22 protein-coding genes and 2 pseudogenes are annotated in these 23,628 nt (G+C 62.2%); 8 read left to right on the forward strand and 16 right to left on the reverse strand.

What is annotated here, in order from left to right; translation table 11 throughout:
* The first annotated feature begins 96 nt into the window (after positions 1–96).
* Together XcyCFBP4188_RS22605 and XcyCFBP4188_RS22610 are read left to right on the forward strand one after the other, a co-directional pair.
* Positions 97–774, forward strand: coding sequence for a hypothetical protein (locus tag XcyCFBP4188_RS22605; protein WP_146094054.1), 678 nt, complete (start codon positions 97–99; stop codon positions 772–774).
* 344 nt (positions 775–1,118) lie between these two features.
* On the forward strand, positions 1,119–1,571 hold the full coding sequence (locus XcyCFBP4188_RS22610; protein ID WP_146094055.1) for a hypothetical protein: 453 nt from the start codon (positions 1,119–1,121) through the stop codon (positions 1,569–1,571).
* Between the two features lie 266 nt (positions 1,572–1,837).
* Here the strand turns inward: XcyCFBP4188_RS22610 and XcyCFBP4188_RS12230 are convergent, their stop codons facing one another.
* The gene (locus tag XcyCFBP4188_RS12230; RefSeq protein WP_104592213.1) at positions 1,838–2,326 is read right to left on the reverse strand and encodes a MarR family winged helix-turn-helix transcriptional regulator; all 489 of its coding nucleotides are present in this window, start codon (positions 2,324–2,326) and stop codon (positions 1,838–1,840) included.
* Positions 2,327–2,448: 122 nt separating this feature from the next.
* Between XcyCFBP4188_RS12230 and hppD the strand changes: the two genes are divergently transcribed.
* The 3 genes and pseudogenes from hppD (at position 2,449) to hmgA (ending at position 5,620) form a co-directional block, all read left to right on the forward strand.
* Positions 2,449–3,564, forward strand: coding sequence for a 4-hydroxyphenylpyruvate dioxygenase (hppD, locus tag XcyCFBP4188_RS12235; protein WP_167393541.1), 1,116 nt, complete (start codon positions 2,449–2,451; stop codon positions 3,562–3,564).
* A 261-nt stretch (positions 3,565–3,825) separates the two neighbouring features.
* Positions 3,826–4,154: pseudogene (locus tag XcyCFBP4188_RS23660) on the forward strand (endonuclease domain-containing protein); the annotation flags it as partial.
* A gap of 161 nt (positions 4,155–4,315) precedes the next feature.
* Positions 4,316–5,620 carry a homogentisate 1,2-dioxygenase gene (gene hmgA, locus XcyCFBP4188_RS12245; RefSeq protein ID WP_006451713.1) on the forward strand — a complete coding sequence of 435 codons (1,305 nt, stop codon included), beginning with the start codon at positions 4,316–4,318 and terminating at the stop codon, positions 5,618–5,620.
* A 318-nt stretch (positions 5,621–5,938) separates the two neighbouring features.
* Here the strand turns inward: hmgA and XcyCFBP4188_RS12250 are convergent, their stop codons facing one another.
* Positions 5,939–6,484: a hypothetical protein gene (locus tag XcyCFBP4188_RS12250; RefSeq protein ID WP_006451714.1), complete on the reverse strand. Its 546-nt coding sequence runs from the start codon at positions 6,482–6,484 to the stop codon at positions 5,939–5,941.
* Positions 6,485–6,665: 181 nt separating this feature from the next.
* Here XcyCFBP4188_RS12250 and XcyCFBP4188_RS12255 point away from each other — a divergent pair, with 181 nt between their 5' ends.
* Positions 6,666–7,292: a lectin gene (locus XcyCFBP4188_RS12255; protein ID WP_167393543.1), complete on the forward strand. Its 627-nt coding sequence runs from the start codon at positions 6,666–6,668 to the stop codon at positions 7,290–7,292.
* A gap of 142 nt (positions 7,293–7,434) precedes the next feature.
* Here XcyCFBP4188_RS12255 and XcyCFBP4188_RS12260 read toward each other — a convergent pair whose 3' ends face one another.
* The 6 genes from XcyCFBP4188_RS12260 to XcyCFBP4188_RS12285 are packed head-to-tail and all read right to left on the reverse strand — an operon-like array spanning position 7,435 to position 13,384.
* Positions 7,435–7,860 (reverse strand): Na+/H+ antiporter subunit G, encoded by a 426-nt coding sequence (locus tag XcyCFBP4188_RS12260; RefSeq protein ID WP_006451716.1) that lies wholly within the window; start codon positions 7,858–7,860, stop codon positions 7,435–7,437.
* Positions 7,857–8,141: a K+/H+ antiporter subunit F gene (locus XcyCFBP4188_RS12265; protein ID WP_023902357.1), complete on the reverse strand. Its 285-nt coding sequence runs from the start codon at positions 8,139–8,141 to the stop codon at positions 7,857–7,859. The genes XcyCFBP4188_RS12260 and XcyCFBP4188_RS12265 overlap by 4 nt, the downstream gene beginning before the upstream one ends.
* Positions 8,138–8,644: a Na+/H+ antiporter subunit E gene (locus tag XcyCFBP4188_RS12270; protein WP_023902358.1), complete on the reverse strand. Its 507-nt coding sequence runs from the start codon at positions 8,642–8,644 to the stop codon at positions 8,138–8,140. The genes XcyCFBP4188_RS12265 and XcyCFBP4188_RS12270 overlap by 4 nt, the downstream gene beginning before the upstream one ends.
* Positions 8,641–10,185 carry a monovalent cation/H+ antiporter subunit D gene (locus XcyCFBP4188_RS12275; RefSeq protein WP_006451719.1) on the reverse strand — a complete coding sequence of 515 codons (1,545 nt, stop codon included), beginning with the start codon at positions 10,183–10,185 and terminating at the stop codon, positions 8,641–8,643. Before XcyCFBP4188_RS12275 ends, XcyCFBP4188_RS12270 begins: the two co-directional genes overlap by 4 nt.
* Positions 10,182–10,556, reverse strand: a complete 375-nt coding sequence (locus XcyCFBP4188_RS12280) for a Na+/H+ antiporter subunit C (RefSeq protein WP_006451720.1) — start codon at positions 10,554–10,556, stop codon at positions 10,182–10,184. The genes XcyCFBP4188_RS12275 and XcyCFBP4188_RS12280 overlap by 4 nt, the downstream gene beginning before the upstream one ends.
* A complete protein-coding gene (locus tag XcyCFBP4188_RS12285) occupies positions 10,556–13,384 on the reverse strand; it encodes a monovalent cation/H+ antiporter subunit A (RefSeq protein WP_104592217.1) in 2,829 nt (942 codons plus the stop codon). Before XcyCFBP4188_RS12285 ends, XcyCFBP4188_RS12280 begins: the two co-directional genes overlap by 1 nt.
* A gap of 166 nt (positions 13,385–13,550) precedes the next feature.
* On the opposite strand from XcyCFBP4188_RS12285, the gene XcyCFBP4188_RS12290 reads away from it, so the two are divergent.
* Positions 13,551–14,453 carry an NAD-dependent epimerase/dehydratase family protein gene (locus XcyCFBP4188_RS12290; protein WP_043907094.1) on the forward strand — a complete coding sequence of 301 codons (903 nt, stop codon included), beginning with the start codon at positions 13,551–13,553 and terminating at the stop codon, positions 14,451–14,453.
* Between the two features lie 15 nt (positions 14,454–14,468).
* Here XcyCFBP4188_RS12290 and XcyCFBP4188_RS12295 read toward each other — a convergent pair whose 3' ends face one another.
* The 7 genes and pseudogenes from XcyCFBP4188_RS12295 to XcyCFBP4188_RS12325 form a co-directional block, all read right to left on the reverse strand.
* The gene (locus XcyCFBP4188_RS12295) at positions 14,469–14,954 is read right to left on the reverse strand and encodes an Mpo1 family 2-hydroxy fatty acid dioxygenase (protein WP_043907095.1); all 486 of its coding nucleotides are present in this window, start codon (positions 14,952–14,954) and stop codon (positions 14,469–14,471) included.
* A gap of 108 nt (positions 14,955–15,062) precedes the next feature.
* A pseudogene (locus tag XcyCFBP4188_RS12300) lies at positions 15,063–16,585 on the reverse strand (M4 family metallopeptidase); the annotation flags it as partial.
* A 418-nt stretch (positions 16,586–17,003) separates the two neighbouring features.
* On the reverse strand, positions 17,004–18,731 hold the full coding sequence (locus XcyCFBP4188_RS12305) for a peptidoglycan-binding protein (RefSeq protein ID WP_104592219.1): 1,728 nt from the start codon (positions 18,729–18,731) through the stop codon (positions 17,004–17,006).
* 112 nt (positions 18,732–18,843) lie between these two features.
* Positions 18,844–19,407, reverse strand: coding sequence for a hypothetical protein (locus XcyCFBP4188_RS12310; protein WP_104592220.1), 564 nt, complete (start codon positions 19,405–19,407; stop codon positions 18,844–18,846).
* Positions 19,408–19,486: 79 nt separating this feature from the next.
* Positions 19,487–19,984, reverse strand: coding sequence for a hypothetical protein (locus XcyCFBP4188_RS12315; protein ID WP_104592221.1), 498 nt, complete (start codon positions 19,982–19,984; stop codon positions 19,487–19,489).
* Positions 19,985–20,287: 303 nt separating this feature from the next.
* A complete protein-coding gene (locus XcyCFBP4188_RS12320) occupies positions 20,288–20,950 on the reverse strand; it encodes a hypothetical protein (protein WP_104592228.1) in 663 nt (220 codons plus the stop codon).
* A gap of 221 nt (positions 20,951–21,171) precedes the next feature.
* Positions 21,172–22,098 (reverse strand): phosphoribosylaminoimidazolesuccinocarboxamide synthase, encoded by a 927-nt coding sequence (locus tag XcyCFBP4188_RS12325; protein WP_006448471.1) that lies wholly within the window; start codon positions 22,096–22,098, stop codon positions 21,172–21,174.
* 206 nt (positions 22,099–22,304) lie between these two features.
* Between XcyCFBP4188_RS12325 and XcyCFBP4188_RS12330 the strand changes: the two genes are divergently transcribed.
* Positions 22,305–22,634 (forward strand): J domain-containing protein, encoded by a 330-nt coding sequence (locus XcyCFBP4188_RS12330; RefSeq protein WP_006448472.1) that lies wholly within the window; start codon positions 22,305–22,307, stop codon positions 22,632–22,634.
* Positions 22,635–22,765: 131 nt separating this feature from the next.
* On the opposite strand, the gene XcyCFBP4188_RS12335 is transcribed toward XcyCFBP4188_RS12330, so the two are convergent.
* Positions 22,766–23,605, reverse strand: coding sequence for an outer membrane protein (locus tag XcyCFBP4188_RS12335; protein ID WP_006448473.1), 840 nt, complete (start codon positions 23,603–23,605; stop codon positions 22,766–22,768).
* Positions 23,606–23,628 lie beyond the last annotated feature (23 nt).

The raw sequence follows: 23,628 nt of genomic DNA on the forward strand, positions 1-23,628 counted from the left end.
GAACAAGAGGAAATCTTGTCTTTGCGCGTTCTTTCATTTCAACTTCATTCAGTTTAGCTTCGATACGGGCATTCGCCCATTGTCAAGGACTGCACTATGAAGACGAAATGGATATTTGTTTCACTCCTTGCTTCGCTTTTTTTCATGCGACAGGAGACAGCGTCAGCTCAGACTTGGATAGTCTGCAGCAATTGCAACACCACGGCTCAATTCTCTGCGAGTGCGCGAAGTGCCCATGGCTCGACTTGGGGGAGTGTTTTATATGGTGTTGTTAATCCAAACAACGGCGCTTTTATGTGGGTCCAGGTTGCCAGACAAACAGGGCCTGCACCGTTGTCAATACCTGAAATAAAGGAAGATAGGTTTGCCTTCGCTTCGGTAGAAAAACTTGCTTTCACTACATCCTCTGGAATTCGTGTAGTGGGTGTGCGAATGTCAAGTGACGCACCTACCTCATCACCTCCTGAAGAGCAATTGCCTAATTCGAGAACGGCTGGCCCTGGAGATACTACGGTAATTACCCTGGATGCTACTCCTGTAGAGAGACAGAAAATCCAAGATATCGTGCGGATATCAAAGAGTAGCGTTCTATTGGCGCCAGATTATTCAACTGGTTATTTTGATAGCTACCAAGATGCTTATTACGACCATCATGCGGCATTAGATAGTGTAATTTTTACAGGGTTAACCATTAATAACCCTACCTGGACCGAGCAGTCAATGGGGGGGGGCTATGGAAAGCACTATCAAATTTTGGGGGTAAGGGACCTGTAGGGTGCGTCATTTTCTTAAACGGAGATACGGCGTGCTTTCAAGTAAATCCCATGGCTCCTGGGGCGTCTCGCGTACTTTCGGGTACCGCTAAGAATGTTAATGGTGCTCAAATTAATATTGGCGGAGATAACCCCATTCCTAATGGTGGAACCTCTGTTGAAGTCCTCCCGGATAACCCTTCGACTGGTCAGGTGAGTTACGCTCCCTCTGGAGGTTTCACACAGCCTAAAATGGCTTGCGTGATAGTCAATAAGTCAGTCCAAAGCTGCCGGGCGATTTTTTGAAAACTAGCAATTTTAGGCTTTAATCAGTTGAACCGATTTCAATAAAACGGGATTGCTGTGATGATAAAATATCTGGTGTGCGCGCTTTCTGGAGCAGTTATAGGCGCTGCTGTAATGTATCCGCTTGTCTCCCCATCCGTAGAGGATTTGGCCGCGTTACAAGCCAGTCAGCTTCAACTGGAGTATGGCATTGTGGTTTCGCCGCTAGGCGAGATTCGGTCGCCAGAGATGATTGCAAAGAGTGCCAAGACAGCATTGGCTGTGCGCTTCTTAAATGTTGCTCCGCTTTACTCTAAGTTAAATAATGGGCATGCAAAAGAAAGCTTGTGGAACATGTCTAAGACGTTATTGCAAGTCAAATTTTTCGATGCTGTCGATCAGAGTAGCACTAAAGATTATAGTTACGTATCGGCCCATTGTATTGCTGCGATGAAAAAAAGTAGCGAAGATCCCTTGCCTTGTTTAAAGGCCGCTTCCGATAAATCGATGGGCGGTGCATTAACTGCGCTTTGAGATGAAGTGGCTCAATTGCATTTGAACTTAGGCTGCCCAAAGTCCAGCCATTATCTAAATTGGAAAATGCAAGGCTCGCTTCAGGTCTGCTGGCATCTCCGCCTACCTCTGTAAGGGGTAGGTGGAGGAATAGAAGATTTTCTATGAGCGCACCTACTTGAATCAACCCGCAAGATTTTTCTGAACAAAACATGCGCGGGCTGTTCGGCGTAAACGCGAGTATCAATGCCAGAGCTGCTCCATGTACTTGGTGCGCCATGCTTTGATTAGTCCTTGCCGGCCATGCGCGGCAGCCCGTCCTTGGCCAGCCGGTCGATCAGCTTTTCCAGGATCTGCTGCTCCTCCGCGCTGAACACCGACATCAGCCGCTGCTCCATCTCGTTGACCAGCGGGGCGACGGTCTCGTACACCTGGCGTCCGGCCGGCGACAGCGCCAGCATCGAGCGGCGGCGGTCGTCGCCATGGGTTTCGCGGCGGATGAAGCCGCGCTCCAGCAGGCGCGCCACGGCGCGGCTTACTGCAACTTTATCCATCGCCGTGCGGTCGGAGACTTCACTGGCCGAGGAACCCGGATACAGCGCCAGGATGGTGATCACCCGCCACTCGGGAATGGCCATCCCGTAACGATCACCGTAGACCTTGGCGATGTTGCTGCTGATGCGGTTGGACAGCACGCTGAGGCGATACGGCAGGAACTGCTCGAGGTTGAGCAGCACAGGATGTTGCGGCGGAATGGGGGCGTCGAGATCGCTCATGTTGCACTGTGTCTTGATTTTGGTTTCATTTGCAACTACAAACCTTGGGTGGCCTGCACATTCTCGCGGGTCTTCTGCCACCCCGCATAGCCCTGCGGATGGCCCAGCGTGGAAAAACGACGATGAATGCACAACCGAACCCCCCCATCAGCCGCCCCGATCCCGGCATGCAGGTCACCACCTTCGACAATCCGATGGGGATCGACGGGTTCGAATTCGTCGAATTTGCCGCACCCGCCGGCCAGGTGGCGCAGTTGCACGACTATTTTCGCAAGATGGGCTTCAGCCCGGTGCTGCGCCATCGCAGCCGCGCCATTACCGTCTATCGCCAGGGCGGGGTCAACTTCCTGCTCAACGAAGATCCCGATTCGTTTGCCGCCGATTTCGCCGCCGCGCACGGCCCGAGCGCCTGCGGCTTTGCGATCCGCTTCCGCACCCCGGCCGAGACCGTGCTGCAGACCGTGCTCGGCAACGGCGGCGAAGCGGTGCAGGGCAAGGCGGACACGCGCGCAGTGCCGGCGCCGGTGGTCAAGGGCATCGGCGATTGCATGCTGTATATGGTGGACCGCTATGGCGATGCGGGCAGCATCTACGACGCCGACTACGAGCCGATTCCGGGCGCCGACCAGCACCCGGCCGGCTTCGGGCTGACCTTCATCGACCACCTGACCCACAATCTGTACTTCGGCAACATGCAACGCTGGTCGGACTATTACGAGCGCCTGTTCAACTTCCGCGAGATCCGCTATTTCGACATCAAGGGCGCCAAGACCGGGCTGGTGTCCAAGGCGATGACCGCGCCGGACGGCATCGTGCGCATTCCGCTCAACGAATCCTCCGACCCCAAGAGCCAGATCAACGAGTATCTGGACGCCTACCAGGGCGAAGGCATCCAGCACATCGCCTGCTTCACCGACGACATCTACACCAGCGTGGAAAAGATGCGCGAGGCCGGGGTGAGTTTCCTCGACACGCCGGACACCTATTTCGACGTGGTGGACCTGCGCATTCCCGAGCACGGTGAAGACGTCGCGCGGCTGCGCCGCAACAAGATCCTGATCGATGCTGACGTGGACACCAAACAGCGCAAGTTGCTGCAGATCTTCACCACCAACTGCATCGGCCCGATCTTCTTCGAGATCATCCAGCGCAAGGGCAATGAGGGATTCGGCGAAGGCAATTTCCAGGCGCTGTTCGAGAGCATCGAGCGCGATCAGATGAAGCGTGGGGTGCTTTGAGGGCTGGGATTGGTGATTGGGGATTTGGGATTCGTGTCAGTAACTGCGTTGTTACGTATGTGAGCGGTGTATTTCGCTGCGATACCGAGCGTTGCCTTTCCTAAAGTCAAATGTGGCGACGCTACCGATCAAGTGAAACAAGGGGTACCGCCAAGCACGCACCAAGGACGTGTTTTTCTGACAGCGCAGCACAGAGAAAATGCGGGCGCTTAAGCCCCTCTCCCTGCGGGAGAGGGGTTGGGGTGAGGGTACGGTGGAGCGATGAAAATCAAACCGCCATTACCCACTGTTACGCGCACCCACGCACGTGCATTACGCAGTGAGATGACAGACGCAGAGCGTGCACTCTGGCGTTGCTTACGCGATAACCAGCTACAAGGTTTCAAGTTCAGACGTCAGCATCCGATTCCGCCGTACATCGCAGATTTTTTTGTATCGATGCGGTGTTGGTTGTTGAGCTGGATGGATCGCAGCACCAAGCATCCAGCGATCAGGCAAGGACGCGGTGGCTGCAATCGAAGGGATGGACAGTGCTGCGCTTCTGGAACAACGATGTGTTGTTTTCGCTGGATGCGGTGGTTGAGGTGATCTGCAGGATGGTCGCTACGCCGTACCCTCACCCCAACCCTCTCCCGGTGGGAGAGGGGCTTGATCCGCCAGGCTTCAGCTCTTTTTCGGTAAGAGCGGCTTGATCCAACTCGATCCCAACCTTCTGCTGTCGTGGAGGGCGGGTCAACATCCGGACGCACCCATGCACAACGACCAGCGTTACATGACCGGCTTCGGCAATGAATTCGCCAGCGAGGCAGTAGCCGACACCTTGCCGGTCGGCCAGAACTCGCCGCAGCGGGTGGCGCACGGGTTGTACGCCGAACAGTTGTCCGGCACGGCGTTTACTGCGCCGCGTGGCGAAAACCGGCGTAGCTGGCTGTATCGCATCCGTCCGGCGGCGGTGCATGGCGCGTTCTCGTTGATCGAGCAATCCGCCTTTCACAACGACTTCGGCAGCGGTCCGGTGCCACCAGACCAGCTGCGTTGGAGCCCATTGCCCTTGCCGTCCGCCCCGACCGATTTCATCGATGGTCTGTACACGATGGCGGGCAACGGCGGGCCGGAGACCATGTCCGGTGTTGCCGTGCATCTGTATGCGGCCAATGCATCGATGCACGATCGCTTTTTCTACGATGCCGATGGCGAGTTGCTGCTGGTGCCGCAACTCGGCCGCCTGCGTATCCACACCGAGCTGGGCGTGCTGGAGCTTGAGCCGCAGCAGATCGGAGTGATACCGCGCGGTGTGCGGTTTCGTGTCGAGCTGCCCGATGGCAGTGCACGCGGCTATGTCTGCGAGAACTTCGGCGGTCTTCTGCGCCTACCCGACCTGGGGCCGATCGGCTCGAACGGGCTGGCCAATGCGCGTGATTTCGAAACGCCACATGCCGCCTACGAACAGCGCGAAGGTGCCTTCGAACTGGTGGCGAAATTCCAGGGCCATCTGTGGCGCGCGGACATCGGTCACTCGCCGCTGGACGTGGTGGCCTGGCATGGCAACTACGCGCCGTATCGCTATGATCTGCGCCGCTTCAACGCCATCGGCTCGATCAGCTTCGATCATCCGGACCCCAGCATCTTCACCGTGCTGACTTCGCCCAGCGACACGCATGGCACGGCGAACATGGATTTTGCGATCTTCCCGCCACGCTGGCTGGTGGCGCAGCACACCTTTCGCCCACCGTGGTTCCATCGCAACGTGGCCAGCGAGTTCATGGGTCTGGTGCACGGCGTCTATGATGCCAAGGCCGACGGCTTCGCGCCGGGCGGGGCATCGCTGCACAACTGCATGAGCGGGCACGGCCCGGACGCGGCAACCTTCGACAAGGCCTCGCATGCGGATCTGACCCGCCCGGATGTGATCACCGAGACCATGGCTTTCATGTTCGAGACGCGTGCGGTATTGCGTCCTACCGGGCAAGCGCTGCAGGCGGCGCATCGACAGGGCGATTATCAGCAGTGCTGGTCGGGCTTGCGTGCGGCGTTTCAGCTGCCCAGATCGGAATGATGCGATGTCAGAGCGTCTGATAAGACGTCGCGAGCGCTCGGCAGGCGGGTGCGGGTAGCGCGCACGACTCTCGTCCTCCAGGTCGCGCCGTTGTAGCGTGCGCTGGACTGCACTCCGGTACTGCCAGTGGCCTAGCATCGTTCGTCTTGCTGGGCAAAACGATGCGCACGAAGGGAAGATGCCGCACCGAGCAATGACCGTGTCGCCTGGCTGTGAGCAGCAGCGGTGATCTGGATCGCTTCAAGCCCACAGCGAGCTCAGGGTGATATCAGGGCGCACCGCTCGCGCTACCCATTGCGGCTGGATACCGCTGCTGGATCATGCCGCCTGCAACGTATCCGGCAGCAGCTCGCCGATGCGTGCACGCACGCGTTCGGCATAGGTTGCCGAGGTGATCTGCGGCAGTTCGCGCAGCGCCTCGGCAATGGCGGCACCGATGGCGTCTTCCGCGCGCGCGGCCTGCAGCTGACGGTGCAATGCGGCAGCGGCGGGGTTGCGTTGCAGTTGCAGGATGTCGAGCAGATACAGCCGTGCATTGGTGGCCGCGCGACGCCGCTGACGCTGCAAGTCTTCTTCGGTCTGCTGCGCATCCGTCGGTTGTACCGGCGCAGCGGACGTCGGCTCTGTCGCAGCGGACGTGCCAGGCGCGCCACCCGCACCTGCATCCGCTTCACCCAGCTGCAGATATCCCATCGCACACAAGGTCTGCACCAGCGTGGCGGCATCGCCGCCCAGCAACTGCGCCAGCGTCGCCAGGTCGCGCTGGCCATCGGCCAGGATCAGGGTGCGCCGCTGCAGCAACGTGAGGGGGCTGCGGTGCGACTGCAGCGCAGTGACAGCGAGTTCGGTCTTGCGTGGGGTCATGGCGGCGGTCCTGCGAAGCCGCTAGCGTGACCGCTGCGAATGAAGCGCCGATGACATCGGTACGACGCGATGGTCACATCGGCAATGCCCCCAGCGTTCTGCACATCGCCGCGCTGCGTGCTGTGTAGGCTGTCGCGGACCCGTAAGGAATGCACGCATGACATCCAGACTGCTTGGTTTGATGGGCGCACTGCTATTGGTAAGTGGCTGCAGTCGCGTCGACGACGCTTCTTCGAAGGCTGAGCCGGCCAGTGCGGAGCAAGTGCCTGTCCCCGCAGCCCCCAACGACCAGCCGCCTGGCGAGGTGCCACCGGCCACCGCGCCTGCCGGCACGTTTCCGCCGCAACTGCGTCAGGACCCGGCCGCACTCGCGCGTCTGGATGGCTACGGCGATCTGCGCCTGGGCATGGATGCGGCGCAGGCGCGTGCCGCCTGGGGCGGCGATTTGCGCGGCGAAGCGGCAAGCGATGGCGGTTGTTATCTGTTGCGGCCGCAGTGGGCCGACGACGCGCGCCGTTTCGGTTTCATGTTCGAGGGCGACCACTTTGTGCGCTATCAGACCAGCGAGCCCAAGGAACTCGCACCCGGTGGCGGCAAGGTCGGCATGACAGTGGCGCAGCTGCGCGCGCTGTATCCCGATGGCCTGATCGAGCAGCCGCACAAATACATCCCCAGCGCAGTCACCTTGCGCTTTGCCGATGCGGCGGCACAGTCGGCGCTGGTGTTCGAAACCGATGCCCAGGGCAGGGTGACCAGCTGGCGGGTAGGGCAGCTGCCGCAGGTGGATTATGTCGAAGGCTGCGGCTGAGTCACAACACTGTCGAGGCAGTGCATCGACAGTGCTGCAAGCCGCATCTCATCGCAGTGCTTAAATTTGGAGAAAAGTACTGCCGGTGCGGCATCACCTGCGAGGCGCTCCCGGCGAGCAGTCGCACCCGCCATCCAACGCATCAGCGCTGATCGGATTCCGGCCCCGCATGCTGCTTGGCGGTTTCTTCGTTCTCGCCGACATCGCCTTGCACTGCGGGCGTCGGCAACCCCTCTTTTTCCATCTGGCTCTTGTTCGGCACTTCCGGGCGGTTTTCCATCATCAGCGACAGCGCCGCCTTGGCCATCATGTGCGCGCTGATCGGTGCGGTGATGAACAAAAAGACGGTGATCAGCAACTCGCGCGGTTGCGGGTCCACGCCTAAAAACAGGTGATAGCCCACCGATGCCAGCAGCACGCAGCCCACCCCCAAGGTGCTGGCCTTGGTCGGCGCATGCAGGCGCTTGAAAAAGTCAGACAGCTTCACCAGCCCGAGCGCGCCGATCAGGATGAAGAACGTGCCGACCAGCAACAACGCACTCAGCAGGTATTCGGTCAGGGCGATCATTCGACGATGTCCCGGCGCAACACATATTTACTGAGTACCACGGTGCTGCCGAAGCCCAGCATCGCAATCACCAGCGCGGCTTCGAAGTAGATCGGCGAATCCAGGTACATGCCCAGCAGCATCAGCTCGGCGATGGCGGTGATGGAGAGCGTGTCCAACGCAAGAATGCGATCGGGCACGGAGGGGCCGCGCAGCAATCGCCATAGCGCCATCAGCATGGCCAGACCCACCGCGTGCATGCAGATGACGATGGTCGATTCGATGAACATGTGGCCGGTCACGGAAAGATCTCCATCAGGGGCTTCTCGTAGCGGGTCTTGATCTCGGCGATCAACGCGTCCGGATCGTCCAGATGCAGCACGTGCACCAGCAGATATTTGCGGTCGTCCGAGAGCGCCGCCGACACCGTGCCGGGGGTGAGCGTGATCATGCTGGTCAGCGCGGCGATGCCGTGGATGTTGGCGATATCCAGCGGCACCCAGATGAAACCGGGATGGATGCGCGACTCCGGGCCGAGCACCTGGCCGGCCACCTTGATGTTGGAGCGCACGATATCGCCTGCGGCCACCAGCAGCATGCGCGGCACCGAACGTAGTGAACCGATCTGTGCGAACTCGCGGTCCAGTCGTGCCGCGAAGATCGGCACCACCCAGCCCAGCAACAAGCCGAGCACCCACTGCTGCGGCCCGAAGCTGTCGCTGAGCAGCAACCAGAACACGAACACCATCACGCTCAATGGTGCCGATGGAAACATCCGCCGCCGCAGCGGCACACGCGCGCTCATGGTTGCCTCCGTTGCGGTGTGGTGGCACGCACCTGTTCCACATACGCACCGGGGTCGCGCAGCTGCGCGCCGGCCGCATCGGTGTAACGCATCAACGGACCGGCGCCCACCGTCATCGCCACCAGGCCACTGAGCAGCAACACGGTGGCGGCCGTTTCCACCGGGCGCATGCGGCCACGCCGTTGCGGTTGCAGCTCCGGCGCATCTTCCACGGCCTCGGGTACGCGCCAGAACAGGCGCACGCCGGCACGCGTCAGGCCGATCACCACCAACAGGCTGCTGCCGAGGATCGCGGCCCAGACCGGTGCGACCAGGCCATCGGGCACGTGCTGCAGCAACGCCGCCTTGGCCAGGAAGCCGGACAACGGCGGCAAGCCGGCCACCGCGACCGCCGCGATCATGAACATCGTGCCGGGCATCCCACGCCGTGGCAGTGGCGCGACCACTTCTTTGCGATCGCTGGCACTGCCGCGACGCCGGCGGATCAGATCCGACACCATGAACAAGGCGGCGGCCACGAAGCTGCTATGCGGCAGGTAATACAGCCCCGCGCCCAAGGCGCCGGCATCGTCAAGCGAGAAGGCGATGAACAAGGTCGCCGCCGAAAACACCACCAGATACGACACCATCACCCGCAGCCGCGATGCCGCCATCACCCCGATGGCGGCCATCAATAGCGTGGCGATACCCAGCCACAGCAGCGCGTGCCGACCGAAGCCCTGCAACGCGCCGGCACCGGCGCCAAACCACAGCGACGACACCCGCAATGTCGCGTACAGCCCGACCTTGGTCATGATCGCGAACAACGCGGCCACCGCGGCCGGCGCACGCGAGTAGGTTTCCGGCAGCCATAGATACAGCGGCAGCAACGCGGCCTTGCTGCAGAACACCAGCAGCAACAATCCCAATGCAGCTTTGGCCAGCGGCACATCCTGCGCCGGCAACTCGGCGATGCGTTGCGACAGCTCGGCCATGTTGAGCGTGCCGAACACACCGAACAACAAACCCAGCGCGACCAGGAACAAGGTCGAGGCACAGACGTTGAACACCACGTAATGCAGGCCCACGCGCATCTGCAAGCCGCGCCCGCCGCTGAGTAACAACCCGTAGGAGGCGATCAGCATCACTTCGAAGAACACGAACAGGTTGAAGATGTCGCCGGTCAGGAACGCACCGTTCAAGCCCATCAACTGGAACTGGAACAAGGCATGGAAATGCGGCGCGCGGCGGTCCCAGCCGGCACACGCATGCAGCAGGCAGGCCGAGCCCAGCATCAAGGTGGTCAACAGCATCCACGCCGACAAGCGATCGCCCATCAGCACGATGCCGATGCGTGCCGGCCAATCGCCCAGCAGATACACCAGCACCTCGCCTTCGGCGGCGCGCGCGAACAACGCAATCACTGCTGCAGCCAGCAAGGCCATGCTCACCCACGCCACCGTGCGCTGCACGCGCGGCCCGTAGCGACGATGCTCGACAAACAGCGACGCAGACGCACCCAGCATCGGAATCAGGATCGGCAGGATCAGTAGATGATTCATCGCCGCGCCTCGCGCGTGTCCACACCGGTGGTGGCGTCTTCGTGCGCATCCACATGGTCGCTGCCGTTGTCGCTGCGGCTACGGATCGCCAGCACCAGGCTCACCGCAGTCATCGCAAAGGCGATCACGATCGCAGTCAACACCAGCGCCTGCGGCAATGGATCGGTGTAGTGCATCAGATCGGCGGGCACGTCGTCGCGCAGCACCGGCGCCTGACCGCTACGCACGCGCCCACCGGCGAAGATCAGCAGGTTGGTCGCATACGACAGGAAGGTCATCCCCAGGATCACATCGAAGCTGCGCGCGCGCAGCAACAGGTAGATCGCCAATGCAGTGAGAACGCCGATCGCGCTTGCCAGTGCCAATTCCATCAATGCTGCTCCGCGGTGCGTGTCGAACGTTGGGTGGGGTCGATCTCGCCGCGATGCGAACTGCGCGTGCGCGAAGGTTTGATCGTGCCCATCATCGACAGCATCAACATCGCCGCGCCGAACACCACCAGATACACACCGATATCGAAACCCAGCGCGCTGGCCAGTTCCAGCTCACCCAATAGCGGCAGCGGAATCTCCACATGCCCGCTGCTCAGGAACGGCATGCCGAACAGCAGCGACCCCGCACCGCTGACCAGTGCGAACAACAGCCCGATGCCGATCAGGCGGATGTAATCGAAGCCGAAGCGCGATTCCACCGAGGCGGTGCCCTGAATCACGTACTGCATCAGCAGCGGCACCGCCAGCACCAGGCCGGCGATGAAGCCGCCACCGGGCGCATTGTGGCCGCGCAGGAACAGGAACAACGACACCGTCAGCGTGAGCGGGAACATGATCTGCGCCAGATCGGCCGGCACCGGCAACTTGATCGGCGGCCCCGGCATGCTGCGCTCCGGCGCCATGCGCGAGCGCCGCAGCAGGGCATGCACCACCAGCCCGGCAATGGCGAACACGGTGATCTCGCCGAAGGTATCGAAGCCGCGGAAATCCACCAGGATCACGTTGACCACGTTGTGCCCATACGCTTCCGGCAGCGCACGCTGCAGCATCTCGCCGGCCACGGTGTGGCTGGGCTGTGTCATCAAGGTGTAGGCCAGCGCCGCAAGGCCGGCGCCACCGACGATGGCAATGGCGGCATCGCGGATCTTGCGCAAGCGCGCAGGCTCGGGCAGCGAGCGCTCGGGCAGGTAATTCATCGCCAGCAGCATCAGCACCAGTGTCACCATCTCCACCAGCAACTGCGTCAACGCAAGGTCCGGTGCCGACAGGAACACGAAGGTCAGGCTGACCGCCAGGCCGGTGCCGCCGAGTACCAGCACCGCCAGCAGGCGCTGCTTGTACAGGAACAGGCTGCCCAGCGCGCAGGCAATCATCAGCAGCCACACCGTCCAGCCCAGCAGCGGCATCGGCGTGGGTGCGGGCCAGGCAGGCAGCGTGCCGCCTTGCAGGAACGGGACCAGCGCCACCACCACCGCACTCAACACCAGCAACATCAGCATGCGTTGCAGATTGCCGTTGGTGACCGCATCGGTCATGCGCGCGGTGGCGGCATAGAGTGCGCGCAGATTCCAGTTGAACAGCGCTTTGCCTGGCGAGCGGTTCTGGATCGTATACAGGTCCAGCGTGCGGCGCAGCGCCATGTACAACAGCGTGCCACCCACCATGCCGGCGATGCTCATCGCCAATGGCCAGTTCCAGCCATGCCACAGCGCCAGGCTGTAGTCGGGCAACCTGTCGCCCAGGATCGCACTTGCACCGGCGCGCAGCACCGGCGCGATCGTCCACGCCGGCACGATGCCCACTGTCACGCAGATCATCACCAGCACCTCCACCGGAATCTTCATCCAGCGCGGCGGCTCGTGCGGGGCGGTGTCCAGATCGCGTGGGCCATCGCCGAAAAAGGTGTCGTGCACAAAGCGCAGGCTGTAGGCCACGCCGAGCAGACCGGCCAGCAGCGCAGCGATGCTGGCCAACACACGCATCGCCTGCGGCGCTTCGGTTTCCAGTGCGACGGCAAAGAACATTTCCTTCGACAAGAAGCCGTTGAGCAGCGGAACGCCGGCCATCGCCAACGAGGCGATGACCGCCAGCGCGCTGGTGAATGGCATCAGGCGGCGCAGATTGCCCAGCTTGCGCATGTCGCGCGTGCCGGTTTCGTGGTCGATGATGCCGGCGGCCATGAACAACGAAGCCTTGAACACCGCGTGGTTGAGGATGTGGAACACGCCGGCCACCACCGCCATCGGCGTGGACAGACCGAACAGCATCGTGATCAAGCCCAGGTGCGAAATGGTCGAATACGCCAGCACGCCTTTGAGATCGTGCTGAAAGATCGCATGCCAGGCACCCAGCAACAGCGTGATCGCGCCGATGCTGGTGACGGTGTAGAAAAACAGATCGGTGCCGGCCAGTGCCGGGTGCAGACGCGCCAGCAGAAACACACCAGCCTTCACCATCGTGGCCGAATGCAGATACGCCGAGACCGGTGTCGGCGCAGCCATCGCGTGCGGCAGCCAGAAGTGGAACGGAAACTGCGCGCTCTTGGTGAAAATGCCCAGCAGCACCAGCCCCAACGCATACGGATACAGCGGGCTGGCGCGAATGAGATCGCCGGCTGCCAACACCGCATCCAGCTGAAAACTGCCGACGATGCGGCCGATCATCAAGATTCCGCCGAGCAGTGCCAGGCCGCCGCCGGCGGTCAACACGAAGGCCATGCGCGCACCTTCGCGTGCGTCCTTGCGGTGCGACCAGAAGCCGATCAACAGGAACGAGCTGATGCTGGTGAGTTCCCAGAACACCATCAGTAACAGCAGGTTGCCCGACAACACCATGCCGAGCATCGCGCCCATGAACAGCATGAGATAGGCGAAAAAGCGCGAGGCGCTGTCGCGTGCGCTCAGGTAGTAATGCGCATACATCACCACCAGCGCGCCGATGCCCAGCACCAGTAATGCGAACATCCATGCCAGGCCATCGAGCCGCAGCGAGAACAGCAAACCGATTTGCGGCAACCACGCATGTTCGCTGCGGATCACTTCACCGCGCAGTACCGCCGGTGTCAGCATCGCCAGGATCAGCAGCCCGCCCAACGGCGCGGCCGCAGCCAACCACGCAGTGATCGAACGGGAGGTGCGCCAGAACAGCGCGGTGGCGGCCGCCATCACGAAGGGCAGCGCGAGCAGGATTTCCAACGAAAAAGGCATGCAGGGAACACAAGATTCGCGAGCAGGCCAGAGAGCTTAACAAAACGTTGACTGACGTCCGCGTCAACGTCATCGCCGGGCGCATGCGGAAATCGCCGCTGGATCGTCGTCGCACCGCCGCGTTGCACTCGCTATGCTGGGCTCACCAAGACTGCTTCCGAGCCCTGTGACCGCTGCCAATCCCGCTCCGTCCACTGCTGTAACTGCGCCACGCGCCCTGGTGTTCGGCGGGAGCGGGCAGATCGGCGAACGCCTGCTGACGCGGCTATTGAGCCGTGGCTGGCAGGTCACGGCGTGGTCGCGGCAGCCGCGTGCGGCGCGTACCGGGTTGATCTGGCGGCAAGGCGATCTGGCCGTGCCGGCAGCGGCAGGCGAAGCGTTCGAGGTGATCTTCAGTTGCGGCCCGCTGGATCATTTCGCACGTTGGTATGCCGAAAACCCGGTGGTTGCCCCGCGCATTGTGGCGTTCGGTTCGACCAGCCTGGAGGTCAAGGAGCACTCGATCAATGCGGCCGAACGCGATGTCGCCCAGCGCCTGGCAAACGCCGAACAAGCGCTGTTTTCTGCAGCGCAGGCGCGCGGCGCAACCGCAACGGTGCTGCGCCCGACGTTGGTCTATGGCGCCGGGCGCGACCGTACGCTCACCCAGATCGCCAGCCTGGCGCAGCGCACCGGCGCGTTCGTGTTGCCGGCCAACGCCACCGGTTTACGTCAGCCGGTGCATGTGGACGATCTGGCCAGCGCCGCGCTGGCGGTGGCCACCCAGCCGGCCACGCAGCAACGCAGTTATGCGGTGGGCGGTGGCGAAGTGTTGGCCTACATGCAGATGGTGGAGCGCGTGCTGGCTGCGTTGCCACGACCGGCGCGGTTGTATCAGGTGCCGCCGACGCTGTTCGGGTTGGCGCTGAGCGCTGCGCAACGCCTGGGCCACCTGCGTGGCATGAATGCAGCGGCGTTGCAGCGCATGTGCGATGACCTGGTGTTCGATCTGGAACCGGCGCGTCGCGATTTCGGTTATGCGCCGCGTGCGTTTCGTCCGCTGCCGGAAGAACTCGGTGTTCGCGAGTGAGGTTAGTGCGTCGAGCTAGTAGCGCCAACCCAGCTGGCGATACAACTTGGCCAGCACCCAGATCGGCCCGATCAGCAGATAGGTCAGATCGGTCAGAAAGCTCGGCTTGCGGCCTTCGATCTTGTGGCCCACGAACTGCGCGATCCAGGCCAGCACAAACACCGCCACGCCCGACGTGAACACGCCGGCCAGCCCGAGCTTGCTCTCGATCAAGCGGCACAGACAGCCGAAGAAGAAGAAGATGCCCAGCATGCCCAGCCCCAGCGGGCGCGACAGCCGGTTGTAATACGACCACACCGCAAACATCGACAGCGCCGCCCACACCCCGCTGCTGAACCAGGTGCCGCCCACCGGGATGCACCACAGCAAGGCCACCACCGACCACAGGATCGCCGGCACCGCCAGCACGTGGATCTGCTGGTTGGTGGCGTTTTGATGATCGTCGGAGTAGCTGGCGAAATAGCGGTCGATCGGTCGCGCGGTCGTGGTGCGTTCGGTCATGTTCCCTCCCAGGAATGACCCAAGCATACGCGCGCGGATGGCGTGATGGCAGCCAGGCGCCTTGCCACGCGCCGGTCGCGTGGCAAGGGCCGGCATGCATCAGTTGACCGACACCGCGCTCCACCTGGCCCTGCGTGCGGCCGCGTAGTTGGTCGAAGAGGTCATGTAGACCGTCAACGCGCGGTACCAGATACGGCTGGCTGCGGCCCGGCCAATCGACGTCAACGCCGTATTGCCGTTGCACACCAACCCGGCCGGCGTCACGTTCCAGCTGGTGCCCGCACCAAAGCCGCTCGGCACCACCGCGCCTTCGGCCAGCAGATAGTAGAAATGGTTGGCCACCCCCGAGCTGTAGTGCACGTTGAGCGATCCCAGGCTGCTGCTGTAGCAATCCGGCGAATCGCCATCCAGGCTCGGCTTGAACATGTAGCGCAACGCCAGCGTGCCGCTGCTGTTGCCGGGGACGATCTTTCGCCGATCAGATAATTGCCCGGCTGCGCGCTGTTGTTGGCGGAGTACTCCACCATCGCGCCCATGATGTCGGAAGTGGCTTCGTTCAAACCGCCGGACTCGCCCGAGTACACCAACCGTGCGGTGCGACTGGTCACGCCATGGGTCATCTCGTGGCCGGCCACATCCACCGAGACCAGCGGCGTGAATGTGCTGCCGTCGCCATCGCCGAAGGTCATGCAGAAGCAGCTGTCCTGCCAGAACGCGTTGTTGTAACGGCTACCGTAATGCACACGGCTGCGCGCACCCGCGCCATCGTTGGCGATGCCGCTGCGCGCATGCGTGGTGCGGTAGTAGTCCCAGGTCAAGGCCACGCCGTAATGCGCATCCACCGCTGCCGTCACCGTATCGCTGTTGGCGCCGCTGCCCCAGGCGTTGTCGGCATCGGTGACCAGGGTGCCGTTGCCGGAGGTGCTGTTGCGCATGTTGTAAGTGGCACCGCTACCGCGGCTCAGATCGGTCAGCTCGTAACCGCTGCTGCAACGCGTTGTCGATAATCCAACGTTGCCTGCATACAGCGAACGCCCGGTGCCGGTCGCGCTGGTGCCGCCACTGCACACGGTGTGCACCGTATCCCAGGATTCGAGAATGCGTTGATTGACCGCATCGACGATGTAATGCATCTCGGTGGGCGTCTGGTCGGGCTTGATGCCGCTGTAGATCACTTCGTAGACCAGCCGCGGTGCGCCTTGGCGCGCATACAGCGCCAGATTTGCGCGTGGCGCGGCGTCGGGTGCCACATCGAACTGTGCACCGGCCGCACGCACCGCAGTGTCGGCATCGATGCCCGGCACGATGGCCGGGCGCACGTTGGTGTCCATGGTCTGGCTCAACTGTCGCATCACCCCGCGCCGCGAATGCACCACCACATCGCCGCCGATGACCGGCAAGCCCTGATAGGTGCGATCGAAGCGCACATGCTCGGTGCCATCGGCATCGACAATGCTGTCGCGCGCGACAAACGCATCGGCGGTTGCACGATTGGCCAACGCCGCAGCGTTTTTGCCCAACAACGATTGCGCGCGCGCCACCGCGGCATCGGCGGAAAGATCCGCAGCACTGGCGACAGCAGACAACGATAGCGCGCAGCAGATCGCTGCGCCCAACACATGGAATTGCATGACGACTCTCTCCCAAGAAACGTGCAATGCAAAGATCGGCGGCGACGCGCATCAGCCGATCGCGAATGGCAGCAGGGTGCCGGCAGCCAACCTTGCACAGTCCGTGAGAGCGCAGTAGTAAAAATTACAGTTGTGTTGCGTTCTGTGCGCCGCGCCACTTTGCGTTGTGGAGCGCATCGCAGACAGATGCAACATGCGCTGCACGATCGGCGCCCATTGCGCTGCAGGCGCGTCATCTCTTCGCTGCCTCAACAAGAACATGCCGCCATCCAACGACCTGCGATACGCCAAGGGGGCGTGCAGTGGTATGCGATTGCAGCTCCGTATTCGAGAGCGAAGCGGCCATCTCGATCAACACGCGCGCACAAAAAAAGCCGGCCAGAAAACTGGCCGGCTTTTCTCGATGCACTGCCGAACGTCAGCGGCCGCCGATCGCGACCTTGTGCTGCTCGTCCTGCGTCTGCTGCTGCGTCTGGCCGGCCAGCAACTGCGCACTGGTCTGCTCGAGCGTGGGAGCGGGCTGATTCAGATCCACCGCCGCACGGAAGCCCGGCGTCGTCCCCATCACGAACGCCTTACCGTTCTGCACCGTCACGTCTTGCAGTTTGTCGGCAGAATCGATGCCATTCTGCTTGGCCTGCAAGGTGACATGGGCCGCCGTCTCGTTGGAGATCATGCTTGGCAGCCTGCCGCGAATCGCCGTATGCAGCGCATGGTCCGGATGCGAGGCATCGTTCAACGATGGACCCTTCGGCGCGGCCTGCTGCGTCTGGCCTGCATGCGGCTGCGTCTGCGCCGGCAATGCAGACAAGGCGGCCTGCGTCTGGCGGCCCACCACGCCATCGGGCTGCAGCCCATGCTGCTTCTGGAACGCCACTACCGCCTCACGCGTGTTGTCGCCAAAACGACCATCTTCGGCAAGCCGGTTGCCCTGCGCATCGCGCACGCCAAGCCGGTTGAGGTCCTGCTGCATCTTGCCGACATCGGGATTGTGGTCGCCCTGACGCAGCGTGCCGTTGCCAGCGTGTGTCGATGCTTGAGCCTGACGAGCGCCTGATTCCTGATGATGGCCTTGATTCCAGAACGTCTCCGGACTGGTCAGCTTGCCGTTGGCATCGCGCAGTTGGTAATGCACATGCTGTGCGTACTGGTTGACACCGTTCGGGCCGCGTCCCCCCATCGTGCCGATGGCATCGCCGGCAGACAGCGCCTGGCCTTCTTTGACCTTCAGCCCTTCCAGATGCAGGATCTCGTGCGAGTTGCCCTGTGCATCGCGAATCTTGACTGTGCCGTAGTTGCCACCGGCGAACGTGACGGTTCCCGAGACCGGCGAATGCACCGTCGGATGCTGCAGATTGCGACCTGCCTGGCCGCCCTCGTAATTAAAGTCCGTACCGCCGTGCGGACCACGGCTGCCGCGGTGCTCGCCGTAATGACCAGTGATATGCGGATCGGTACTGCCTTGGCCTGGAAGCATGCGCTCCATCGTCTGCTGGAAGTTACTGCGAGTAGCATGGCTGGGTTCGGCTGGGTGCGCCGCTGGCGCCGAGCGATCCACTGCGTTTCCCTGCGTCTGGGCGAGGCGCTGATCTACGAACTGGGTGTAATTGTCCAGGTGAGGGGCGATTTCGCGCCGGGATAGAGCAAGGCCACCATAATCTTTGCTGGGACCATCGTGGTGATACTTGTAAATGTAATCCTCGTCCTGGCCGCGGCTACGCGCGAGATCGCGGTTGTCGATGAAATGTTGCACCAATGCCTGCGACTGCGTCTGCACATCGAAGCGGTTGGCCGTGGTGACGCCATAATGTGCACCGGTGCGATCAATAAATTGACCCAGGCCCGAAGCAGACGTGGTCCCCGCAGCTGCATCAGGATTGAAGCCCGATTCGACCCGGGCGATGGCTAGAACATAAGCGGTCTCACGCGATGAAAGCCCGGCATCCTGCGAGGCATTGATGAGGCTATCGATCACCCGCGATTGGGTCTGTGGACTGGCATCGCCCCAGCGACGCGATTCGCCGTGCAGTCGGCCATCTGCGCTGTCGATGGGCTCGCGATAATGGCTCCACGGTTTGATCCGGTCGCTGCTGTACGCAGCGCCCCGTGGCTGAAGCATTTCGGTATAGATCGTGTTGTCGGTCATATCGTGCGTTCCTTTCTATGAGACAGATTCTTCCTTGTAACGGGTGCTGCTCCATGTACTGCGTACTGCGTTCGCCATGTACGGCCATTAGCAGTGCATGAGCATCCTTTGCTCAGGGCTGGAAAGGCACCAGTTCCGGGTGCTTTAGTCCCAACTCTTCGAGCTTGTGTTCGTATTCGTCGTTATTCGGGCTCTGCTGACCGTCCTGCTCGCGAAGCGGTGGTGCCGCGTGATTCAACAACTGACCCTTTGCGTCATAGAGGAAGAACCACTCGCAGAACTCGCAACCATAGGGAAGCTCGCCATACTGGATGACGAAGTAATTGGTTCCCTTTCCGTCTTCGGCGCAGCCCAGCCCGACCGCCGTGTAGTCCACCATCTCTGCGGGCGGTGCCAATTCCTGGCGCTCGCCATCGCGCTCTATTTCCACGTGCGTTTTGGGTGAATCACCGCTTTTGGACGGTAGCGCGGTCAGGTGCAGACGCGCGCCAGAGCATTCCTTGATCATGTCATTCTGTCCCTGTTTAGCCGCTTCCATCGAAGCGGGGGAATCGGCGTTGGACGTTGGTGCGACCGGTGCGCTGGCCGTGTTATCTGCGACGCCCTGCTTATCACCGCATGCGGCAAGCAAGAGTGTCAAACCGAGGGCGGGCAGGGTGGAGATAAAGCGTCGCATCAGTTCGCTTCCTTGGAGATAAAAGTGACAGGGCCAGTTATCTACGCCTGCAGGAAAACGCTTCCGGTGGCCCATTGCTTCATAACGACTGGTCGTCCACCTTCACCAGCGTCCAGCAGGGCTGCTGGGCGAAGTGGTAGACCTGCTGGTCGCCGGTGTCCGGTGTGCGGACCAGCACCTGGCGGCCTTCAGCCTCCTCGGAGATCGTGAACTCGCGGCCGCCGTTGCGGGCCGCCTCCAGGTTGGGGATCACCGGCCACTCGACCTTGGCCAGCGGAACCGTGCGCGTCACCGGCGCAGGCTCGGGCTGCGCGTCCGGATCGAGCTGGATCATCGTCAGCGGATCGGCCGTAGCCTTTTCCTGCACTGCAATGTCTGCACTGAAGCGTTTCAGAAAGGCGGGGAAGTCGGCATCGGGACAGCTTGTCGCCGGGGCGGGCGTCGTCGGCGCGGCGGCGGGCGTTGAGGCTGCAGGTGCTGCAGGCGTCGCAACGGTAGTTGGACCCGCTTGTTGAGTGCAGGCAGCAAGCGCCAGGCTCAGTGCCAGGGCATGCAGGGAAATTCGGGAAAGGGCCAACGGATCCTCCTGATCGTATCGGGGGCAGCTAGAGCGCGGGCGCGATTTTATCCGTGTGCTGCTTGCAGATATGTGAAGGCTTGCGGCTTCATCGTTTGCACGAGCTGGCGGGCACCAGGCAACTCAATCGGCCTGGCTATCTGCTCGCCTGACCGTCGTCCCGAAACCCTTGAAGAAGTGCGCTTGGTCATTTCGCTGTTCGTCGTGTTGCCCTCGGACGCAAGCGTGTTTCAAAACGGCCATCGATAATAACTAAGCGGCAGTAATTAAAGTCGTGAGTTTGCCGAGTTTAATTGCCAGCAACTAGATTCCGTTTGAAAACACATCGAGTGCATTCGCACTCACCCACCCCTGCACGCAATCGCCAACATACTGGCCTGGTGCGGCTGCATGGCAGGCATCACCGGCGGCAGGCACCAAGCGTTTGATCGGCCTGTCGCCATACTGCTCGCATAACGCATTGTCCTTGCATTTTGCGACACTGCTTGCGGGGATCGCGACGACATAATAGTAAAGAGGATTCTGCCCTGCGCGGCCAATGCCTTGTATGCAGACAAGTTGGCCCTGCGCCAGATTGGCGTTGGCGGCCGCATTGCTGCCGGTTGTCGGTACGGCACGGAGTGCGTCCACACCCTGTGCCTGCGCTACGCCGGCAAAAAATCCGTCGTCGCCACAGACAGGCGAAAGCTCCACGTCGTAAAAGTCGCCTGTCTCCACGTTGCCAGCCGTGCAGCCTTTTGCGGTCGTTGCGTCGGTGCACTTCACGCCACTTGCCTGTATCAATGCTGCGAGTTGGTCACCGACAGGACTCTGTGCAGGAGCCGTCGGTGCTGTCGATGTGGTCGTCGTCGCGGCGGGGGGCACGGACTCGCCCGCAATACATGCGCTTAATGCAAGCAGCAGCCCCGGCAGCAACGCGCTGCGGAACATGGGAAAACTGCACAGAGAGAAACGTGACGGAGCCATCGCGACCTCGTTGAACAATAAAGTGCGCCATTGCAGCGTGCCTGTTGGCAATAGGCTATCTGCTTCTGCATCGCTGACCATTACACACGCTGGCGCGTGATGGCCGAATTGCCAGCTGTCGCTTTCAGAATTCCAAACGCGTGCGCCAAGTAACTCGCTTGGCGCTCAGATCATCGCTGCAATGGTGCAACTTCAAAGCCCCGCAACCGGGGCTTCAAACATCAATCAACCGAAATACCCGCCAACCGCTGCAATGCTTCGGCATATTTCGCACGCGTGCGCTCGATCACCTCTGCCGGCAGGCTTGGGCCGGGTGCGGTCTTGCCCCAGTCCAGGGTTTCCAGATAATCGCGCACGAACTGCTTGTCGTAGCTGGGCGGGCTGGTGCCGAGTTCGTATTGGTCGGCCGGCCAGTAGCGCGAGGAGTCCGGGGTCAGCATCTCGTCCATGATGTACAGGCGGCCATCGGCATCGGTGCCGAATTCGAACTTGGTGTCGGCCAGCAGAATGCCGCGTTCGGCGGCAAAATCGGCCGCGAAGCGGTAAATGCGCAAGGTGGCATCGCGCACGCGCTCGGCAAGCTCTGCGCCCACCGTCTTGACCATCGCATCGAAGTCGATATTTTCGTCATGGTCGCCCACGGCGGCCTTGGTGGATGGGGTAAAGATCGGTTCGGGCAGTTTCTCGGCCTGGCGCAGGCCGTCGGGCAGTTCGATGCCGCTGATCTTGCCGGTGCGCTGGTAATCCTTCCAGCCGCTGCCGATCAGGTAGCCGCGTGCGATCGCTTCCACCGGCACCGGCTTGAGCTTGCGGGTGACCACTGCGCGCTTGGCGTACAGCGCCGGGTCCACACCGTCGGGCAGCACCTGCTCCACGCGGATATCGACCAGATGGTTGGGCATCAGATGGTCGGTCTTGTGGAACCAGAAGTTGGAGACCTGGCACAGCATCTCGCCCTTGCCGGGGATCGGGTCGGGCAGCACCACGTCGAACGCGGACAGACGGTCGGTGGCCACCATCAGCAGATAGTCGCCCGGGGGCGCATCGGCGGGCAGGCGCTCGCGGGGAATGTCGAAGACATCGCGGACCTTGCCACGGTGACGCAACGGCAGGCCGGGCAGATCGGATCGCAACAGCGTGGTCGACACAGGCACTCCTAAGGACGTCGCAATGACGCTGTCCCCGGGACCCGGCGGGCCCGCGGGTGGGCAGCGGGCCGCGTAGTGTACGGCGCTTCGGTGCGCGCCGCTGGATTTATTGGAGGCATCCGCGCGGCCGCGTGCAGGCCGTGTCAGCCAGGCCGGTCGGGCGTTCGGGTACTATCGCCAACCCGCCTCCCCGCCCCCGATCGCCCATGTCCTGGTACGGAAAACTGCTCGGTGCACTGGCCGGCGCCTTGCTGTTTCGCGGGGCACCGGTGGTGGGGCTGATGATCGGCCTGGCGATCGGCCACGCAGTGGACGCCGGTTGGTTCAAGCGTCGTGCGGAAAATCCGTATGAAGCGCTCGGGCTGGAGCCAGACGCCACCACTGCCGAGATCGACCTGGCCTATCGCCGGCTGATGTCGCGCTACCACCCCGACAAGGTGGCCAATGCCGGCCCGGAGGCACGCAGTCAGGCCGAAAAAAAGGCCAGCCAGATCAACGCCGCCTACGATCGCATCCAGCGGCTGCGCAAACGCTGATCGAACGCCTCGCATCTGGTCTCGGCGCCAGGCGGTGCTGCGCCCTGCTCAGGAATCGAAGCCGGCGCCAACACAATAAAAAACGCCTGACCATTGAGGCCAGGCGTCGTGGTCACTCACATACACAAGACTCAGAAACGATACGTCGCCGTCAGCCGCACTGCATTGGCCGAGAAATCGGTGTCGGTACGGCGCAGATCGGTACCGGCCGGATTGACGCGCAGGAACGGGTTGGTCGCCGGTGCGGTGCCCGGCCCGACGCGCACGCGGGTGTCTTCGTCCTCCAGGCGGGTGAACAGGTATTCCACGCCCACCGAGACGTTGTCGCTCAACCGGCGCTGCAGGCCAACACCGGCCTGATAGCCGTCGGCGCTGTCGCCACCGCTGCTGGTGAAGCTGTTGGCGGTGTTGCTGCTGGAGAAGCTGTGGTCGAACTCGCCGCGTGCCACGCCGGCGGTGAAATAGGCCAGAAAATCGCCCTGCTCGCCAAAGGCATACCCGATCCGGCCACGCAGGGCGGCGGTGCGGTTGAGCTGGCGGGTGAAGGTGTAGAACGCCGGGGTGGTGCTGAAGGCGCTGACGCTGTCGCGCAGGTCGTTGCGGGTGTACTCGGCCACCACGCCGTAGACCCAGTTGCCGGCCTGCCAGTCGTAACCGAGACGCGCGCCATATTCGGCACCGCCCTTGTCCTTGCTGCAGCCACTGGCCGGGGTGCGGCCGGCGGCGGCGCCACCGCAGAACCCGGGCGAGAACGCATCGGCACCGGTGGCGGTGCTGACCTGGTCGCCATCGCGGCCGTCCAGATTGGTGTCGAAGCCGAAGCGGCCGCCGGAGACGCCACTGACGTCGGCGCCGCCGACATTGGCGCCAATGGAGAAGCCGGACCAGTCGGCCGGGCCGGTTTGTGCCCAGGCGGACGGGGCGAGTGCCAACAGAACGATGGCGGCAGAAGCGAGCGGGGTGGTTTTCATGCGTTCTCCTTAATCGGGCGCAG

The sequence above is a fragment of the Xanthomonas hortorum pv. cynarae genome, assembly GCF_002939985.1.
In the GTDB taxonomy this organism is placed as follows: domain Bacteria; phylum Pseudomonadota; class Gammaproteobacteria; order Xanthomonadales; family Xanthomonadaceae; genus Xanthomonas; species Xanthomonas hortorum_D.

Coding starts and splice junctions, on each gene's coding strand:
- XcyCFBP4188_RS22605 (WP_146094054.1), top strand. CDS start 97: ATGAAGACGAAATGGATATTTGTTTCACTCCTTGCTTCGCTTTTTTTC.
- XcyCFBP4188_RS22610 (WP_146094055.1), top strand. CDS start 1,119: ATGATAAAATATCTGGTGTGCGCGCTTTCTGGAGCAGTTATAGGCGCT.
- XcyCFBP4188_RS12230 (WP_104592213.1), bottom strand. CDS start 2,326: ATGAGCGATCTCGACGCCCCCATTCCGCCGCAACATCCTGTGCTGCTC.
- hppD (WP_167393541.1), top strand. CDS start 2,449: ATGAATGCACAACCGAACCCCCCCATCAGCCGCCCCGATCCCGGCATG.
- hmgA (WP_006451713.1), top strand. CDS start 4,316: ATGCACAACGACCAGCGTTACATGACCGGCTTCGGCAATGAATTCGCC.
- XcyCFBP4188_RS12250 (WP_006451714.1), bottom strand. CDS start 6,484: ATGACCCCACGCAAGACCGAACTCGCTGTCACTGCGCTGCAGTCGCAC.
- XcyCFBP4188_RS12255 (WP_167393543.1), top strand. CDS start 6,666: ATGGGCGCACTGCTATTGGTAAGTGGCTGCAGTCGCGTCGACGACGCT.
- XcyCFBP4188_RS12260 (WP_006451716.1), bottom strand. CDS start 7,860: ATGATCGCCCTGACCGAATACCTGCTGAGTGCGTTGTTGCTGGTCGGC.
- XcyCFBP4188_RS12270 (WP_023902358.1), bottom strand. CDS start 8,644: ATGAGCGCGCGTGTGCCGCTGCGGCGGCGGATGTTTCCATCGGCACCA.
- XcyCFBP4188_RS12275 (WP_006451719.1), bottom strand. CDS start 10,185: ATGAATCATCTACTGATCCTGCCGATCCTGATTCCGATGCTGGGTGCG.
- XcyCFBP4188_RS12280 (WP_006451720.1), bottom strand. CDS start 10,556: ATGGAATTGGCACTGGCAAGCGCGATCGGCGTTCTCACTGCATTGGCG.
- XcyCFBP4188_RS12285 (WP_104592217.1), bottom strand. CDS start 13,384: ATGCCTTTTTCGTTGGAAATCCTGCTCGCGCTGCCCTTCGTGATGGCG.
- XcyCFBP4188_RS12295 (WP_043907095.1), bottom strand. CDS start 14,954: ATGACCGAACGCACCACGACCGCGCGACCGATCGACCGCTATTTCGCC.
- XcyCFBP4188_RS12305 (WP_104592219.1), bottom strand. CDS start 18,731: ATGACCGACAACACGATCTATACCGAAATGCTTCAGCCACGGGGCGCT.
- XcyCFBP4188_RS12310 (WP_104592220.1), bottom strand. CDS start 19,407: ATGCGACGCTTTATCTCCACCCTGCCCGCCCTCGGTTTGACACTCTTG.
- XcyCFBP4188_RS12320 (WP_104592228.1), bottom strand. CDS start 20,950: ATGGCTCCGTCACGTTTCTCTCTGTGCAGTTTTCCCATGTTCCGCAGC.
- XcyCFBP4188_RS12330 (WP_006448472.1), top strand. CDS start 22,305: ATGTCCTGGTACGGAAAACTGCTCGGTGCACTGGCCGGCGCCTTGCTG.
- XcyCFBP4188_RS12335 (WP_006448473.1), bottom strand. CDS start 23,605: ATGAAAACCACCCCGCTCGCTTCTGCCGCCATCGTTCTGTTGGCACTC.